The sequence below is a fragment of the Deltaproteobacteria bacterium CG11_big_fil_rev_8_21_14_0_20_49_13 genome, assembly GCA_002796305.1.
Taxonomy (GTDB): domain Bacteria; phylum UBA10199; class UBA10199.
The window spans coordinates 1-17475 of sequence record PCWZ01000052.1 but is presented as its reverse complement, the minus strand read 5'-3'; the positions used below and the strand labels follow the sequence as shown (position 1 = coordinate 17475).

Annotated in this window: 14 protein-coding genes and 1 tRNA gene; 8 read left to right on the top strand and 7 right to left on the bottom strand. The window is 47.6% G+C overall.

All coding sequences use genetic code 11. From position 1 onward, the window contains the following. Positions 1-907: 907 nt before the first annotated feature. Positions 908-1237: a hypothetical protein gene (locus COV46_05105; GenBank protein ID PIR17245.1), complete on the bottom strand. Its 330-nt coding sequence runs from the start codon at positions 1235-1237 to the stop codon at positions 908-910. Positions 1238-1282: 45 nt separating this feature from the next. Then, a complete protein-coding gene (locus COV46_05100; protein ID PIR17244.1) occupies positions 1283-1507 on the bottom strand; it encodes a hypothetical protein in 225 nt (74 codons plus the stop codon). Positions 1508-1741: 234 nt separating this feature from the next. On the opposite strand from COV46_05100, the gene COV46_05095 reads away from it, so the two are divergent. The 3 genes from COV46_05095 to COV46_05085 are packed head-to-tail and all read left to right on the top strand — an operon-like array spanning position 1742 to position 4325. Next, complete coding sequence (locus COV46_05095; protein PIR17243.1) at positions 1742-2017, top strand: addiction module toxin RelE; 276 nt, start codon at positions 1742-1744, stop codon at positions 2015-2017. An 18-nt stretch (positions 2018-2035) separates the two neighbouring features. Further along, the gene (locus COV46_05090; GenBank protein ID PIR17242.1) at positions 2036-3247 is read left to right on the top strand and encodes a plasmid stabilization protein; all 1212 of its coding nucleotides are present in this window, start codon (positions 2036-2038) and stop codon (positions 3245-3247) included. Position 3248: 1 nt separating this feature from the next. Continuing rightward, entirely contained in the window at positions 3249-4325 is a 1077-nt protein-coding gene (locus COV46_05085) for a hypothetical protein (protein PIR17241.1), read from the top strand. Here COV46_05085 and COV46_05080 read toward each other — a convergent pair. After that, positions 4276-4917, bottom strand: a complete 642-nt coding sequence (locus COV46_05080; protein ID PIR17240.1) for a hypothetical protein — start codon at positions 4915-4917, stop codon at positions 4276-4278. The two genes, COV46_05085 and COV46_05080, sit on opposite strands and share 50 nt — an antisense overlap. Before the next feature lie 250 nt (positions 4918-5167). Here COV46_05080 and COV46_05075 point away from each other — a divergent pair, with 250 nt between their 5' ends. The 4 genes from COV46_05075 to COV46_05060 are packed head-to-tail and all read left to right on the top strand — an operon-like array spanning position 5168 to position 12359. Then, a complete protein-coding gene (locus tag COV46_05075) occupies positions 5168-6622 on the top strand; it encodes a type I restriction endonuclease subunit M (GenBank protein ID PIR17239.1) in 1455 nt (484 codons plus the stop codon). Further along, on the top strand, positions 6619-7821 hold the full coding sequence (locus COV46_05070) for a restriction endonuclease subunit S (GenBank protein PIR17238.1): 1203 nt from the start codon (positions 6619-6621) through the stop codon (positions 7819-7821). Before COV46_05075 ends, COV46_05070 begins: the two co-directional genes overlap by 4 nt. A gap of 12 nt (positions 7822-7833) precedes the next feature. Continuing rightward, positions 7834-9963: a hypothetical protein gene (locus COV46_05065; GenBank protein ID PIR17237.1), complete on the top strand. Its 2130-nt coding sequence runs from the start codon at positions 7834-7836 to the stop codon at positions 9961-9963. Further along, the gene (locus COV46_05060) at positions 9960-12359 is read left to right on the top strand and encodes a restriction endonuclease subunit R (protein PIR17236.1); all 2400 of its coding nucleotides are present in this window, start codon (positions 9960-9962) and stop codon (positions 12357-12359) included. The genes COV46_05065 and COV46_05060 overlap by 4 nt, the downstream gene beginning before the upstream one ends. Positions 12360-12612: 253 nt before the next feature. Here COV46_05060 and COV46_05055 read toward each other — a convergent pair. The 4 genes from COV46_05055 to pruA form a co-directional block, all read right to left on the bottom strand. Then, a tRNA-Gly gene (locus COV46_05055) sits at positions 12613-12686 on the bottom strand. Between the two features lie 71 nt (positions 12687-12757). Then, positions 12758-13963 (bottom strand): ornithine--oxo-acid transaminase, encoded by a 1206-nt coding sequence (rocD, locus tag COV46_05050; protein ID PIR17235.1) that lies wholly within the window; start codon positions 13961-13963, stop codon positions 12758-12760. 36 nt (positions 13964-13999) lie between these two features. Beyond that, on the bottom strand, positions 14000-14971 hold the full coding sequence (locus tag COV46_05045) for a proline dehydrogenase (GenBank protein ID PIR17234.1): 972 nt from the start codon (positions 14969-14971) through the stop codon (positions 14000-14002). 26 nt (positions 14972-14997) lie between these two features. Further along, positions 14998-16587, bottom strand: coding sequence for an L-glutamate gamma-semialdehyde dehydrogenase (pruA, locus tag COV46_05040; GenBank protein PIR17233.1), 1590 nt, complete (start codon positions 16585-16587; stop codon positions 14998-15000). A 185-nt stretch (positions 16588-16772) separates the two neighbouring features. Here pruA and COV46_05035 point away from each other — a divergent pair. Beyond that, the coding region (locus COV46_05035; GenBank protein PIR17232.1) for a 4Fe-4S ferredoxin at positions 16773-17475 on the top strand (703 nt) is incomplete at its 3' end.

Sequence of the window (17475 nt, the reverse complement as noted above, 5' to 3'; positions counted from 1 at the left end):
CCTCACTTGGTGTCTTAAAGTTTAAGCATTTTCGAGGCCTGTTGTTAAGCCAATTCTCGATATTCTTTATCTCTCTGCTCGGGGAGTTCATCCATGCGGCCCACCAAGCCCATCAGCTGGCTGTGAGTGAAAATTTGGCGGCAAAACGGGAATTTCTGAAAAAGACCGGCTCGAACTTTCGGCTATCCTCTCGAACCTTAAGTTTTTCCTACACTTTTCCTTGGTCACTGCTGGCAAAATCGCGACCAATTACCATTATGAGCTCCCTATACATTGAAATTCGAACCTATTTTCAATCTCTATCCCCATAAATACCAGTCGCGCAGATTTGTCTATATAAAATTTCGCGCGGAAAATATTTCCCGTCACGACGAAACTCGGCTGACGCTTTATAGAGTCATCGATCAGCGATAAGTCGCTTGGCGGCGTGGATCATCGAGGAAGCTGTCGAGTATAGCAAAAGCCGCGCCCTCGTCCGCCAGCGGAGGACTCGGTCACGCCTTTTGCAGTCTGCCGAGTGAAGTTAAATTGACTTCGCTTGTCTGACGCAGGGCAGACAGGCACAACCGGCACCGTTAGTCGGCGGGCGGTTTTTCCCCCCGTCCCCCAAAACCGCCCGCCGGCCTACCTAAAGAACCTTAAACGCCTCTATCCGCACCTAAAACCCCCAAACCCAGCTTATACCGTCCTATACCCCCGCATATGACGGAAAGAGGACGGAAAAAGACGTATTTACGTCCACCCTTTTGGGGCAGATGACGCAAACAGGACGTTAGGAGGACATAAAAAGGACGTTAGAGGACGTATTTTATCCGCCGCATTGTTCTCCCTCGCCCCTTGGGGAGAGGGTCAGGGTGAGGGGCGTTGGAACGTTGAAACATTGGAACACTGGAACGTTGGAACTCGACTATTTCCCCTCCGGCAGGACATAATGGGTCGCCTTAAGCTCGCCCACCTGTTTGATCGTCCCCTTGGCCTCCATTGCATTCAGAAGCTTCCAAGCGGCGTTGTGGGAGATTTTCAGAGCGTCCATAACTTCTTTTCTCGTGGCCTTTCCGTTCGCCTTGATTATTCCTAAAACTGTTTGCTCCCTGTTCAAAACGACCTCTGGATTTTTGGCGCTCTTTGCCTCATACAATTTCTTGCTTGCCTTCGATCCGAAGAAAATGCCCAACACCTGCAAGGCCACGCTGGAAAGATCAGCCGGCAAGATATATTCGGTCTTGAAACAACGCACAACAAAAGCTACCAGAAAGAATAGGAACCACGCATAGATAAAAATTTATCCCCATCTGCTTTCGGGGTCGCTTCCGGACCATCGTCGGATCTCCTTGTCTGCGGCATAGGCACCGGTCAGGGCGATATAGACCACCATCATTCCGCTCGGCATGTCAAACGCCCCCTTGGCCACAAAGTCATAGATCATCAGCCCAAGATAAACGACACTATAGAGCGTCAGGATCGGAAACAGCACGCTCGCCTCGGTAAATGTTTTTTTAATGTCCATGACGGCATTTTTACATCCGTCCGGCGGATTTTACAAGTGAAATGCAATGCTACGCCTCTCCGACATTCTGGGCGAAGCCAAAAGACCCAACCTTTGCTATTTATGGTTATTTTCAATCACTTAGCGAACTTTTTGTGAAGTCCCGCCACTTTTTCATTGACTTTTATGAATATACTCTGTAATATATTCCCATTATGGTAACACTTATATGGGTATTACAAATTTGCATTTCAAATGAAAATTATTTGTAGAGGCATACTGGAAGAATTTAAACGGAAACACCCTGATGTCAGATCTCAAGTAGATGCATGGTTGGCTGACGTCTTTGCCACAACATGGAGCACTACAATGGACATCAAACGACGATATGCCAGCGCCAGCTTTGTAAATGATGATGTTATTTTTAATCTGAAAGGGAATAAATATCGGTTAAAAGTACAGGTCAATTATAAGAATCAAATAGTTTTGATAAAGGCTATTGGTACGCATGATCAATACATGAAGTGGTAATGAAGTTTAAGAAAAACTATGACGACTAAAATTAAAATAATAAAAACATCAGAAGATTATAACGATGCTCTTGAACTAATCAAAGAGCTTATGAACAAAAATCCTGATCCTGAGTCTGAAGATGGTGAGAAACTAAGTCTTCTGGCAACTCTCATTCAAGATTATGAATCTAAAGAATTTCCTGAATCTTTACCAGATCCAATTGATGCAATTTTATTCCGCCTAGAACAACAGAATTTAAAACCAGTCGATTTAATTCCTTTTATTGGTAGCAGAAGCAAAGTGTCGGAAATTCTTTCTCGTAAACGTCCACTGACCATTTCAATGATTAGATCTCTAGAAGCGGGATTGGGTATTCCAGCAAAAGTTCTGTTGAAAGAAAGCGATGAATTTAGAGATCTTGAAAATATTGTCTGGGGCCGTTTCCCTCTCAAAGAGATGCAAAAAAGAGGTTATTTTGATGAAAAAGTAACTAAACGTACTGACATCAAGAGGTTAATGAGCAATTTCTTTGGCCCAACAAAATCTCCTGAATGCTTTCTTGGAATGCTAAGCAAAACTAACTATAGATCTGCCCGTCCAATGGACAAACATTCTCTTATTGCGTGGTCAGCGTTTGTCGTTAAAAAAGCTAGTAAAATTCAATCACCAGTTGTGTTTAAAGATGGGACTGTTGATTTAGTTTTCATGCAAAAACTTGCACAATTTAGCAAGGAAGATGATGGGCCTATTATCGCCATAGATTTCTTAAATAAACATGGTATTAAATTAATTATAGAGCCTCATTTTTCGCAAACATATCTAGATGGTGCAACGATTGTGCTAGATAAAAAACATCCAATTATTGGCCTAACAATTAGGCACGATCGCCTTGATAATTTTTGGTTTACTCTAATGCATGAATTAGCGCATATTGCGCTGCACTACGATCAAGAATCTAATTTTTTCTATGATAATCTGGATAATACAGATTTAAATAGTCAAGAACAAGAAGCCGACAAATTAGCTCAAGAGGCCCTTATTCCACAAAACAAATGGGAAAATAGCCCTGCAAGATTAATTCCATCAGCTATTGCGGCTGAAAGTTTAGCTAAAGAATTAGGAATACACACGGCCATTGTTGCTGGGAGAATGCGCCGTGAAGGCGGAAGATATGTTTATTTAAATAACATAATAACCCAGTCAAAAGTAAGACAATGTTTTATTAAAGAAAAATGGAGTGATAAATAACATGTTTGATTATAAACATTATGTGCCAACATTAAAGTGGAAAGCTTCCGAATACTATGCGTTGAAATATTTAAAAGAAAAGGAAAAGAATCTTATTACTCCGTTGATTCAACTGATAATGTCTAAGCCAAAAGCTTCTAAGAAAGACGAACAACTTCCCACTTGGGAAGAACAACTTAAGAAATCAATAGAGATCCTTAAAATTCAGATACCACAGATACCAGTAGAGATTTTCGAGTCTTGGGGAAGCAGTCCTGCCTTTGTTGACGTTGGTTTAATAGATGCTTCCTTAAGAAAGGAAGCTATCACTGAAATTATAAAAACTGGAAATATAATTGGTGCTACTTTAATCCCGGTTGTTAACCTAAGTTCAGACAAATCCATTCAGTCAGCGATGGTCTCTGTCTCGAAAGAAAAACAATCCGGAATTTGTCTAAGATTGTTTCGCTCTGATTTTAATAGTGACATTAACGTCGGTGATAAAGTTAAACAGTTTTTAATTGACCAAGATGTTGAGGAAAGTGAAATTGATTTGTTAATAGATTTTCAAATACTAGATGATGGTTGTTCAAGGCTTCATAATTTATGTGAACAAATTCCTAATTTATTAAAGTGGAGAACTTTTACGTTTGCTTGTGGGTCCTTTCCGGTGGACTTAACTAGTTTTGTTTTAGGCGTAAATTATGTTGCTCGCCACGACTGGAAGAACTGGTTCACTCAAATTAAGTCTAGCAAATTGAAAAGGAACCCTTCTTTTTCAGACTATACCATTCAACATCCCATCTATAATGAATCTTTTCAGTCTTTTTCTCCCAGCGCGAGCATAAGATATACACTGAATGACAAATGGCTTGTCATGCGAGGACAAAAAAATAAGCACATTCAATATTTAGCTAATGCACGGCTATTATCGCAACATTCCGATTTTTTCGGCGCTAAATTTAGTTTTGGTGATAAGTATATTGCCGATAAAGGAACGAACCTAAAGGGAAAGACGGGAAATCCAATGACGTGGTTGATAGCTGGAATCAATCACCACTTGGCCTGCACTGTGAAGCAGATCGCCAATTTATCCTAGAGCAAAGACATTTTCTGACTGAAGTTTTTAAAGTTTGCCCATCCATAACTTCAGTAAGGCGTTCATATAGCTTTATTCTAGTTTTGGAACGAACACCTTCTGCTCGTCCTCTTTCTTCTAAAATTGCAAGAGCCTCTTCCCTCCACAAAAGTGAAGCAATCGCAACATTATCCTGATATGGATTATCTATTGCTTCACGTATATTACAAAATGAAACTCCTTTGTCAGATGGTGAAATTTTTGCTATTATAATGCCCCACCATTCTGGAACCATCTTGAATGCTTTATGTAGGTGACATTTACCAACTACCAATGTTATTTGATCAAGTACTGCGTTATATATTTGCATTTGTTCAAATAAACGACCTAGCGTGTCTACATCACTTTTCAATTCATAACCATGAATTGACCCATTAACAACCGCCAAATCAATTCGAGCGGCACCATGAGACAATCCTAACTCTTCAATAATTTTTATTTCTGGGTTTTCTTTACGACTTCCCTCTAGATTCTCTCTTAAAGCAATGCGGATTGACCTGTCATTAGTATGAACAAAGCTACGATTATTTATAATAGTTGCTTGAGTCTTCATATCCTTTATGGAAACGTTCGGTAGTATAGCATGAATAAATGTAATTGTGAAACTCTATTTAATTTCAACTTCAGCTATGATCTTACATCTGTCATTAGAAAAAGATAAGCGTATAAAGTGTATGTTTTTATAACCATTTTGTTTTCTTTGGCTTCCCTTTATATCCTGGGATTTTAGGTTGAATCAATAACGCAAGCGTGTTAGCAATCTCGCCATCATAAAATGATGGCGCAGAGGAGGATAGGCACTTATGTTCGAACAAGCCTTCAAAAATATCGACGATGTTCTCTGGAAAGATGCCGGTTGCACCAGCGAGCTAGATTACACGGAGCAGACCTCATGGCTGCTGTTCCTTAAATATCTCGATGATTTGGAACAAGACCGTGTCGCCGAAGCCGCGCTGAACGGTAAGAAATACACTTATATCCTCGACAAGCCCTACCGCTGGGAAACGTGGGCCGCGCCCAAGGGCAAAGATGACAAGCTCGACCACAACGCCACCCTGACCGGCGATGATCTCCGCGACTTCGTCAATCAGAAACTCTTCCCCTACCTGCACGACTTCAAACAGAAGGCTACCGGGCCGAACACCATCGAATACAAAATCGGGCAAATCTTCGGAGAGATCAAGAACAAAATTTCCAGCGGCTATAACCTGCGGGAGATCATAGACCACATCGACGAACTACGCTTCCGCTCGCAGAATGAGAAGCACGAACTATCTCACCTCTACGAAGCAAAGATCAAAAACATGGGCAATGCGGGCAGGAACGGCGGCGAGTATTACACCCCGCGTCCGCTTATCCGCGCCATAGTCCATGTCGTGAAGCCCAAAATCGGCGAGCGCATTTATGACGGCGCGGTCGGTTCGGCAGGTTTCTTGTGTGAGGCATTCGAGTATTTGAAGACACAGGGCAAGCTCACCACCAAAGACCTTACCAAGCTCCAGACCAGCACCTTCTACGGGAAGGAAAAGAAATCCCTCGCCTATGTTATCGCGATTATGAACATGATCCTGCACGGCATCGATGCGCCGAACATCATCCACACCAACACGCTCACCGAGAACCTGGCCGATATTCAGGAAAAGGACCGCTACGACGTGGTGCTGGCCAATCCACCCTTCGGTGGTAAGGAGCGTAAGGAAGTTCAGCAAAACTTCCCGATTCGCACTGGCGAGACGGCTTTTCTTTTCCTTCAACACTTTATTAAAATCTTAAAGGCTGGTGGACGTGGCGGCGTGGTCATCAAGAACACATTCCTCTCCAACACCGACAATGCTTCTGTAAGCCTGCGCAAACTCCTGCTGGAAAGTTGCAACCTGCACACAGTGTTGGACCTTCCCGGTGGCACGTTTCAAGGCGCTGGGGTGAAGACCGTCGTGCTCTTCTTCGAGAAAGGCGCGCCAACTCGGAAAGTCTGGTTCTACCAGCTCGATCCCGGTCGCAACATGGGCAAGACCAACCCACTTAATGACGTCGACCTTGCCGAGTTCGTGAAACTGCAAAAGAGTTTTGCCGATTCGCCCAAGAGCTGGAGCGTGGACGCCAAAACCATCGACCAGTCAACTTTTGATCTGTCGGTGAAAAACCCGAACGGTGGAAAAGAAATAATTCACCGTGAGCCCCAAGAGATTATGGACGAAATTGCCAAGCTGGACGCAGAGAGTGCGAAGGTACTGGAAAATATCAAGGCGCTACTATGAAAAAGGGTTGGCAAACAAGGAAGCTTGGTGAACTTTGCGAAATCGAACTAGGGAAAACTCCGGCACGAGCGAATAAGGCGTTTTGGGATGAGAAGCGGGAAACCGGCAATGTCTGGCTTTCTATTGCAGATCTCCTAAATGCCGAGGACAACGTTGTAGTTGATAGCAAAGAATACCTCTCGGACAAAGGCGCATCAATTTCCAAAACAGTCTGCAAAGGAACGCTATTGGTGAGTTTCAAGCTTACGCTGGGACGATTAGCTTTCGCGGGTCGCAACCTTTTTACAAACGAGGCAATTGCTGCTTTGACGATCTTTAATGAGCACGAGTTGTCGAAGGAATTTCTTTTCTACTTTCTACATTTCTTCGATTGGCGCAAAGTTGCCGAAAACGATGTGAAACTCAAGGGAATGACGCTCAACAAGGCGAAGCTAAAGGAAATGCCAGTTCACTTCCCTTCGCCAGACGAACAACATCGGATCGTCGGCATGCTCGACAAAGCATTTGAGGGCATCACCACAGCCAAAACCAACGCCGAAAAGAACCTTAAAAATGCCCGCGCTATATTCGAAAGCCACCTCCAATACATCTTTACCCAGCGTGGCCCGGGATGGAAACAAAAGACGTTGGAAGAGATAGCAACAACCTTTGGTCGAGGTAAGTCAAAGCATCGCCCACGAAATGAGCCAAAGCTTTACGGTGGAAAATATCCATTTATCCAAACTGGCGATATTCGTAACGCGGATCATTTCATTACCGAGTATTCCCAAACTTACAGCGAGGCCGGACTTGCTCAAAGCAAGCAGTGGCCGAAGGGAACAATTTGCATCACCATCGCGGCGAACATTGCAGAGACAGGCATCTTGGGCTTCGATGCGTGCTTTCCCGACAGTGTCATTGGCGTGGTAACAAATCCCAAAGAAGCGGAAGTTGGTTTTGTAGAATATTTATTGCAGTCATTTAAGGCGCGCATCCAAGCAATGGGAAAGGGAAGTGCTCAAGCCAACATCAACATGGGCACTTTCGAAAATGAACGGTTTCCATTTCCATCTGTTGCCGAACAAAAACAAATTGTCGCCAAGCTCGACTCACTTCGCAAAGAAACCGAACACCTCGAAGCGATATACAGGCAAAAACTCGCTACGCTGGAGGCTTTAAAAAAATCGCTATTGCACCAAGCCTTCACCGGCCAACTATAAAGGACGACACAAATGAAAGCCAACGAAACCAAACTGCTTGATTTCCTGAAGAAGTCGCCCCAGTTTGTCGTTCCAATCTACCAGCGCACCTATTCATGGACGGACAAGGAATGTCGCCAACTGTGGGACGACATTGTGCGTTGCGGCAGTAGCGACAAAATAGCCGTCCACTTTGTTGGCTCGATAGTTTACATCGATAAGGCTGACTCCACCGTGACCATCTGGGAACCGTTGCTCGTAATCGATGGGCAACAACGTCTCACAACCGTGACGTTGCTCATAGCAGCTCTCGCTAATGCTCTTGGCGATACCGAGCCGGTGGCTGGCTTTTCTGCTGAGATGTTACGCGGTTACTACATGCTCAACCCGCTGGAAAAAGGGGAGAAACAATTTAAGCTACTTCTCTCGCAAACCGACAAAACTACGCTCACCGCCATCGTTGGTAACCAGGAGCAACCCAAAGAGCAATCCCTTCGAGTTGCGCAAAACTTCAAGCTCTTCGAAGATTTAATTGCCGGTTACGGGAGTGACTTAGCGGTTGTGTGTAAAGGTCTGGTGAAACTCATGATGGTAGAAATAAAGCTCAAACGCGGGGAGGACAACCCGCAACTCATTTTCGAGAGCATGAACTCTACCGGCAAGGAGTTGAGCCAGGCCGACCTCATACGCAATTACATTCTCATGGGGCTGGAGCCAGAGCTACAAACGCGGCTTTATGAGCAATTCTGGCGGCCGATGGAAATTGATTTCGGGCAGGAAGCCTACGGCACTCACTTCGATGCTTTCATGCGCCACTACCTCACGGTCAAGACCGGCGAGATTCACCGCTTGGACGAAGTCTATGAGGCATTCAAGACCAACGCCCGTTCACCCATTGCCGCAGTAGCTGGGGTTGAGGCATTAGTGAAGGATATTCGCGACTACACCCGACATTTCTGTGCGATGGCCCTGGGTAGCGAACCCGACACAGACCTCAAGCTGGCCTTTCACGATCTGCGTGAGCTGAAGGTGGATGTTGCCTATCCGTTTCTCATGGAGCTGTATCACGACTACAAAGCCGACGTCCTGTCTAAGGCCGACCTGCTGGCAAGCGTGCGACTGGTTGAGGCGTATGTGTTCCGCCGTGCCATCTGCGCAATTCCCACCAACTCGATGAACAAGACGTTTGCCACGTTCGCCAAGGCGTTGAAGAAGGACCGTTATTTCGAGAGCATTCAGGCGCATTTCCTTGGGCTACCATCCTATCGCCGATTTCCCACAGACGAAGAGTTTCGTCGCGATATGCAAACGCGCGACCTCTATAACTTCCGCAGTCGCAGTTATTGGTTGCGTCGTTTGGAAAATTACGATCGCAAAGAGCGCGTGGCAGTGGATGAATACACCATCGAACATATCCTGCCGCAAAACGAAAACCTTTCGTCCGAGTGGCGCGAAGCGCTCGGCACAGACTGGCAGCGTGTCCAGAAAACATGGTTGCACAGACTTGGTAATCTAACGCTCACCGCCTATAACTCAGACTACAGCGACCGCCCCTTCGCGGAGAAGCGTGACATGCCAGATGCCCCGGAGAAGGGGCTAAAGCAAAGCCCACTCAAACTCAATCAAGGACTTGGCGTGCTGGAGACATGGAATGAGGACGCTATCAAAGCCCGCGCTGGCAAGCTAGCTGATCTTGCCATCGGCGTTTGGTCGACCCCCGTACTACCACGAGATATTCTGGATGCTTACCGACCGCAGGCCGCTACCATTACTGAATACACAATAGATGACCATCCTTGCTTGGCAATAGGCAGCGAAATGTATGGAAGTACTGTGCGAAATCTATTTGAGGCCTTTCGCAAGGCGGTGCTCGCGCTCGACCCGTGCGTGAGCGAGGAGTTTCTGAAGCTTTATGTTGCTTACAAGGCTGAGACCAACTTTGTGGATGTAGTGCCCCAAGCCAAGCGATTGCGCCTATCACTAAACATGCGCTTTGCTGATGTGAATGATCCCAAAGGGATTTGTAAGGACGTCACGGGCCTCGGCCGTTGGGGAAACGGTGATATAGAAATCGGCCTATCAAAACTGGAGGACTTACCGTATGTCATCGGGCTGGTTCGCCAGTCACTAGAACTGCAACTGGGCAATGGTGGAGACGTATGAACGAATCCGAAACAAGAGCCGAACATATTGACCCCGCGTTGAAGACGGCGGGCTGGGGCGTCGTCGAGGGTAGCAAGATACTGCGCGAATACCCCTTCACGCTAGGCCGCATAGAAGGCCATGGTCGCCGCGGCAAGCCGCTCATCGCCGATTACGTGCTGATCTATCGCAACCACAAGCTTGCTGTCGTTGAAGCCAAGGCCTGGGAAGAAGAATTGACCGAAGGCGTGGCTCAAGCCAAGAATTACGCTGATAAGTTGGCGGTTCGTTACGCCTACGCCACCAACGGAAAGGGTATTTATGGCATTGATATGCAAACTGGCGAAGAAGGCAAAATTGCTGCCTACCCAACGCCGGACGAACTCTGGGATATGACCTTTTCTATGCAGAATACCTGGCGCGACAGTTTCGCTGATGTGCCGTTTGAGGACAAGGGAGGCTCGCATCCAAGCCGTTATTATCAAGATGCCGCGGTCGAATATGTAATGGAAGCGATTGCGGTGGACCAAAAGCGCATACTTATTACCCTCGCCACTGGCACCGGTAAGACTTTTATTGCCTTTCAGGTTGCGTGGAAGCTCTTTCACAGTCGCTGGAACTTAAGCCGCGAAGCATCGCGCCGCCCTCGAATCCTTTTTCTCGCTGATCGGAACATTCTTGCTAATCAGGCTTACAACGCGTTTTCACCTTTCCCCGAAGATGCAATGGTTCGCATCTCACCAGAGGACATTCGCAAGAAGGGCAAAGTACCAAAAAATGGTAGCCTTTTCTTCACGATATTCCAGACGTTCATGAGCGGTCCCCCGAAAGATGGTAAACCGTCTCCTTATTTCGGTGAATATCCGCGAGATTTCTTTGACTTTATAATCATCGACGAGTGTCATCGTGGCGGCGCTAACGACGAGAGTAACTGGCGCGACATCTTGGACTACTTTGCCCCTGCAGTGCAGTTGGGCATGACGGCAACACCCAAGCGAAAGGATAATATTGATACCTATGCTTATTTCGGAGAGCCGGTCTATATCTACTCGCTAAAGGAAGGCATAAATGACGGATTTCTTACACCGTTCAAGGTGAAACAGATTTCCACGACGCTCGACGAGTATGTCTATACGCCCGACGATCAGTTGATTGAGGGCGAGATCGAAGCCGGTAAGCTCTATACGGAAACCGACTTCAACAAGATCATCGAAATCATGGTGCGTGAAAAGACGCGTGTTGAGATTTTTATGGAGCAGATCAACCAAAACGAGAAGACGCTGGTGTTCTGCGCCACACAGGCTCATGCACTGGCTGTGCGTGATCTCATCAACCAGATGAAAACCAGTAATGACCCGAATTACTGCCAGCGGGTTACCGCCAACGATGGAGCTCTTGGCGAACAGCACCTGCGTAGTTTTCAGGACAACGAGAAGACTATCCCGACAATCTTGACCACGTCTCAAAAGCTCGCCACCGGCGTGGATGCCCGCAATATTCGCAATATCATACTCATGCGTCCGATCAACTCTATCATCGAGTTTAAGCAGATTATCGGCCGAGGCACGCGGCTTTACGATGGCAAGGACTACTTCACGATCTATGACTTCGTGAAGGCCCACCATCATTTCCATGACAAGGCGTGGGATGGCGAGCCGATCGAACCGGAGGAACCAAAACCGTGTCCGAGATGTGGTTGTCGCCCATGCGTGTGCGAGAAACCGCCTCCACGACTTTGCCCCGTGTGCGGCAAGAGTCCATGCGAATGTCCGAAAGGGCCTTGCCCGAGGTGTGGCCAGATTCCCTGCCAGTGTCGGCGCAAGAAAAAGATCAAAGTGAAGCTCGCAGACGGTAAAGAGCGCACGATTCAGCACATGATGGCGACAATCTTCTGGCACCCCGACGGCACACCGATGTCCGCACAACAGTTTATGGAACTGCTTTTTGGTAAACTGCCGGAGTTTTTCAAGGACGAGGCCGAACTGCGCGCTATTTGGAGCACGCCAGAGACGCGGAAGAAACTCTTGCATGGTCTAGCCGACAAAGGCTTTGGCGGTGATCAACTGCCCGAGATGCAGAAGATCATAGACGCCGAGAAGAGCGACATCTTCGACGTGCTGGCCTACGTGGCCTACGCCCTCCCGACGGTTACGCGAGAAGAGCGCGCCGTAAAAGCCAAGGTTGCGATCAGCACGCATTTCAACAGCAAACAGCGGGTCTTTCTCGACTTTGTGCTGTCGCACTACGTAAGCGTAGGGGTGGAAGAACTTGACCAGGAGAAACTCACGCCACTATTGCGGCTCAAGTATCACGACTCCATCTCCGACGCCGTGGCCGATCTGGGCAGGCCTGATGAAATTGGCAAGGTGTTTGTAGATTTTCAGAAATACCTGTATCAGAAACGGATTGCAGCATAATAACTATGTGTACTGACAAATAAAGAAAGGAACTATATGCCAACTTATTTTGATTTTAAATGTAATGACTGTGGAACCAAAATAGGCCAGCTCACTATAGTTGCGCCAGACAACAACAAGGATAAAAAGGATAGTGAAGAAAAAACAAAATGTCCCAAATGCAACTCCACAAACTGTACTTACAATACCAAAATTGGGAAATAACAATTCCGTTTGTTGATTTAACTTTTTTTGGGTTAGTAACAAGTTTCATTGGAGCGGGCGATGGGAATCGGACCCACGTATCAAGCTTGGGAAGCTCGCATTCTACCATTGAACTACGCCCGCGATTGTCGTCTCCGTGAAAATGGGGACCTCGTTCGCATACCTTAGATGATTGCCTAACTACTTTTCAAGCCTTACGCAAGCACTTTTGCTATCCGCTCGACCGCCCAGTCGATCTCCTCTTTCTTTATAACCAGCGGCGGCGCAAAACGGATCGTTGTTTCGTGTGTTTCTTTTGCAAGGACACCCTCTTTTACGAGCGCCTCGGTATAATTCCTGGCATGACCGGCCTCTTTTTTCAGTTCGACGGCGCAAAGAAGTCCCATGCCCCTTGCCTCTTTTATCTTTGGCGATCTTATATTCGCCAGCCTGCCGACAAAGTATTCGCCCATCTCTCTCGATCTGTCTATGAGCTTTTCGTCTATCAGGACATCGATAGCGGCCGACGCCACAGCGCACGCCAGAGGATTTCCGCCAAATGTAGAACCGTGGTTGCCCCATTCGAACGCCGCCATCATAACGGGGTCGTCCGCCAAGATACCAGAGACGGGATAAACCCCTCCGCCAAGGGCCTTTCCTATTATGACTATCTCGGGCCTTACACCCTCGTGTTCGAAACAGAAGAGCTTTCCAGTTCTTCCAAGCCCCGTCTGGATCTCGTCGGCAATAAAGAGGACATGATTCTTTTTGGTTATAGCATAGCACTCTTTAAGATAACCTTTTGGTGGTATCTTGACCCCCGCCTCGCCCTGTATCGGTTCTACCATAAAACCTACGGTATTCGGGGTCATTGCCGTCGAAAGCGCCTTTGTATCGCCATAAGGTATGATCTTGAAACCCGGCGTAAATGGACCGAAGCCACCGTTGCAAACTGGGTCTGTCGAAAATCCCACAATGGTCGTCGTCCTTCCATGAAAGTTGTCGGAACAAACGATGATCTCGGCCTTTCCTTCGGGGACCTTCTTGACCTTATAGCCCCATCTGCGTGCCGCCTTGATAGCGGTCTCAACGCCTTCGGCGCCGGTGTTCATGGGAAGCGCTTTATCATATCCAGCAAGCTTTGTCAGCTTTGCGAGGAACGGCCCCATCTGATCGTTATGAAATGCGCGAGAGGTAAGTGTCAGCGAATCCATCTGTTTTTTTGCCGCGGCTATGACCCTGGGATGATTATGCCCCTGATTGAGCGCGGAATAAGCAGAGAGCATGTCGATGTATTTTTTGCCATCGACATCCCACACCCAAACGCCTTCACCCTTTGATATCACCACCGGAAGCGGATGGTAGTTATGGGCGCTCACCTTGTCGACCTCATTGATATAATCTTGCGTCGTTCTCGTCATTGTCTCTCTCCTTGCCCCGAGCAACGTCGAGGGGCTTTACCTTCTAAAGATGTTCTTCAGCACGAACCAGAAGTTCTCTTTGCGCTCGCGCATGCGGCGAAGCGTGTATGGAAACCATGCGCTACCGTAGGGGATGTATACCCGGACCCGCCAGCCTTCGTCAAGGAGCCTCTTCTGCAGGTCGCGCCTGATGCCAAGGAGCATCTGGAACTCGAACTTGCTCCTGTCGATATTATAGCGGCGGCAATATTCCTTTGCCTTCTCTATTATCTTCTCATCGTGCGTTGCGATGCCGTGATAAAACCCGCTTCCTATGAGCCTCTCCATTAACGAGACGTATTGTTTGTCCACATCGCGTTTGTCAGGAAGTGCGATCCCAGCCGGTTCTTTATAGGCGCCCTTGCAGAGCCTTATCGTAACCCCATCTTTTAAAAGATCTTCGACGTCCCTCGGCGTACGCCTAAGCATCGCCTGCACAACGGTCCCGCAGGTCGGGTAGATATTGTGCCAGCGCTGTACCATATCGAGCGTCTTTTGGGTGTACGGACCCCCTTCCATATCGATGCGGATAAAGCCGTTCGTGCGTCCTGCCTCAATCAGTATCTTTGCGACATTATCGAAGCAGAGCTGTTCTGAGATATCGAGCCCGAGCTGGGTGAGCTTTAACGACATGTTGGTCTCAAGGCCGCGCTCTTTGAGCGCCTTTAAGGCCTTGCAGTACTCATCTGAAACCGTGCGCGACTCGGCGGGATTGGTAACGCTCTCGCCCAAGATATCGAGCGTCGTTCCAAAACCTTCTTTGTGAAGTCTTTCCACAACAGGAAGCGCCTCTTCCAAGGTCTGACCGGCTATGAAACGCTTTGCAAAGATGAATAGTATATTCATTGGAATGCCCTTTGTGTCATTGCGAGCGAAGCGAAGCAATCTACTGGCCACCGTTGCGGGGGATTGCTTCGTCGCTTCACTCCTCGCAATGACAGTATCTTTTTCGTTTCTCATATTCACCATTCACCTCCCAAATTACGCGCTCCCTTTTATGGTCTTCCAGCTATCCCCTTACCCACTATCTCCGAGATAGATTTCGACTGCAGGAAGAGGTAGAGATAATCCCGTCCGCCGGCCTTTGAACATGTTCCGCTCAAATTGAATCCGCCAAAAGGGTGACAAGCGACCATTGCACCCGTACATTTGCGGTTTATATATAGATTTCCTACATGGAACTCAAGCTTTGCCTTTTCTATCTTATCGCGGTTCTTTGAGTAGACCGCGCCTGTGAGTCCGTACTCGGTATCGTTGGCTATGGTAAGCGCGTGGTCAAAATCTTTCGCCTTGATGATAGCAAGGACCGGTCCAAACATCTCCTCCTGTTCCAAGCGAGCTCCCGGTTTGATATCGGCAAAGATCGTCGGCTTGATGAAATATCCTGCTTCCTGTTTCCTGCTTCCTGCTTCGGGTTGTTCATCTCCCAGCACCAACATCCCCTCCTTCTTGCCTATTTCGATATATTCATTTATGGTATCGAACGCCTTTTTGCTTACAACGGGCCCCATGAAATTCTTCCGGTCCTGAGTGGGCCCGACCGTCAACTTATTTGCTTTCTCTACGATAAGCTTGACCATTTCATCGTATACGCTCTCGACTATTATCGCACGCGAACAAGCCGAACATTTCTGCCCCTGAAAACCGAAAGCCGCGGAAACAACACCGGTCGATGCCGTTTCGAGATCCGCTTCGTTATCCACGACTATTGCATCTTTGCCGCCCATCTCTGCAGAAACGCGTTTGATCCACTTTTGTCCCTTAACTGGTTTTGCGGCGAGCTCATTTATATGAAGACCAACGGCCTTTGAACCGGTGAACGATATGAATCTTGTCTTTGGATGAGAAACAAGGGTGTCCCCAATGACGCCGCCATTTCCGGGGACAAAGTTAACGACACCGGCCGGAAGACCGGCCTCTTCTATTATCTCCATGAACTTTGCTGCTATGACCGTAGAATCGCTTGAAGGTTTAAGGACTACCGTATTCCCCGTGACCCATGCGGCGGTGGTCATGCCGGCAAGTATGGCAAGGGGAAAGTTCCAAGGCGGAATGACAACACCGACCCCGAGAGGGACATATACCATTATGTCGTGCTCGCCGGCCCAGTGGAGGCACGGCTGAACCTCGGCGTAACGCAGGGCCTCGCGTGCGTAGAACTCGCAAAAATCTATGGCCTCGCACACGTCGCCGTCGGCCTCGGCCCACGATTTGCCTACCTCATAGACCATCCACGCGGAGAGTTCGAATTTCCTCCTGCGCATTATTTGGGCAACATGAAAGAGTCTCTCTGCGCGCTCCTCTTCGGCGACCCATCTCCATGTCTCATAGGCCTTTGCCGCCGCCTCAACTGCCTTACCCGCATGTGCGGCGGATGCCGACGGCACAGAACCGACTATCTCGGAAGGATTTGCAGGATTTAGAGAGCTTATCTTCTTTTCAAGCGTTATTTTCTCTCCACCTATAACAAGCGGATATTCTTTACCCAGCTCACCCTTTACATATTCAAGGGCGTCCTTCATCTGCTCGACCGTTTCAGGCTTGCCAAAATCTGCCAGATGTTCATTTTTGAATTCAGAGACCATGCCGTTCCTCCTTGTCGTCCCCGCGAACGCGGGGAACCAGTTTATATAATTGGGATTCCCGCTTTCGCGGGAATGACGTTTTGCTTTTCTACACGCTTAAACTTTTATGTCAACCCCTCTGAAAAAAAGAAGGACTTAGTTTGGATTTGACATAAGCAAAGCTTTGGGACAGACCATCTGACTATATGAAGAACAAACCCGACGTCTATCTTCTTCCGCCGGATGGTTTCAGGGACCTGCCAGACATCATGGAAAAGGCGGGGATAAAGAACATCGTTAAAAAGGACGATTTTGCCGCGGTAAAGGTCCACTTCGGCGAAAAGGGGAACAAGGGCTATGTAAAACCTAGAGAGATAAAACCTGTCATTAAAAAGCTTAGAGAAATAACAAAGAACGTCTTCATTACCGATGCCAATACCATTTACAGAGGCGAGCGAACCGACGCCGTCAGCCATTTAATGGTGGCCGCTGTACATAATTTTCATCCCAAATACCTAGGCGTTCCGGTCATTATAGCCGACGGTTTGCGCGGAAATAGCTATTTTGAGGTAGAAATAGGCCAAAAACACTTCAAAAAGGTGAAAATCTCCGAATCTATCCACAATTCTGACGTAATAATCGCGATTTCACACTTTAAAGGGCACGAACTTTGCGGTGTTGGCGGAGCCATAAAGAACCTAGGGATGGGGTGCGCCTCGCGTGCCGGTAAATATGAGCAACATAATTCCGTGGTCCCGAAGGTGACCGTTGCGAACTGTACCGCATGCGGCGCATGCGTAAAATGGTGCGGCGGCGGCGCGCTGAAGCTTGTTCCAAGCAATGTCATTGCGAGGCCGAAGGCCGAAGCAATCCCTCTAAAACGGGTTGGTTCAGGAGATTGCCGCGCCC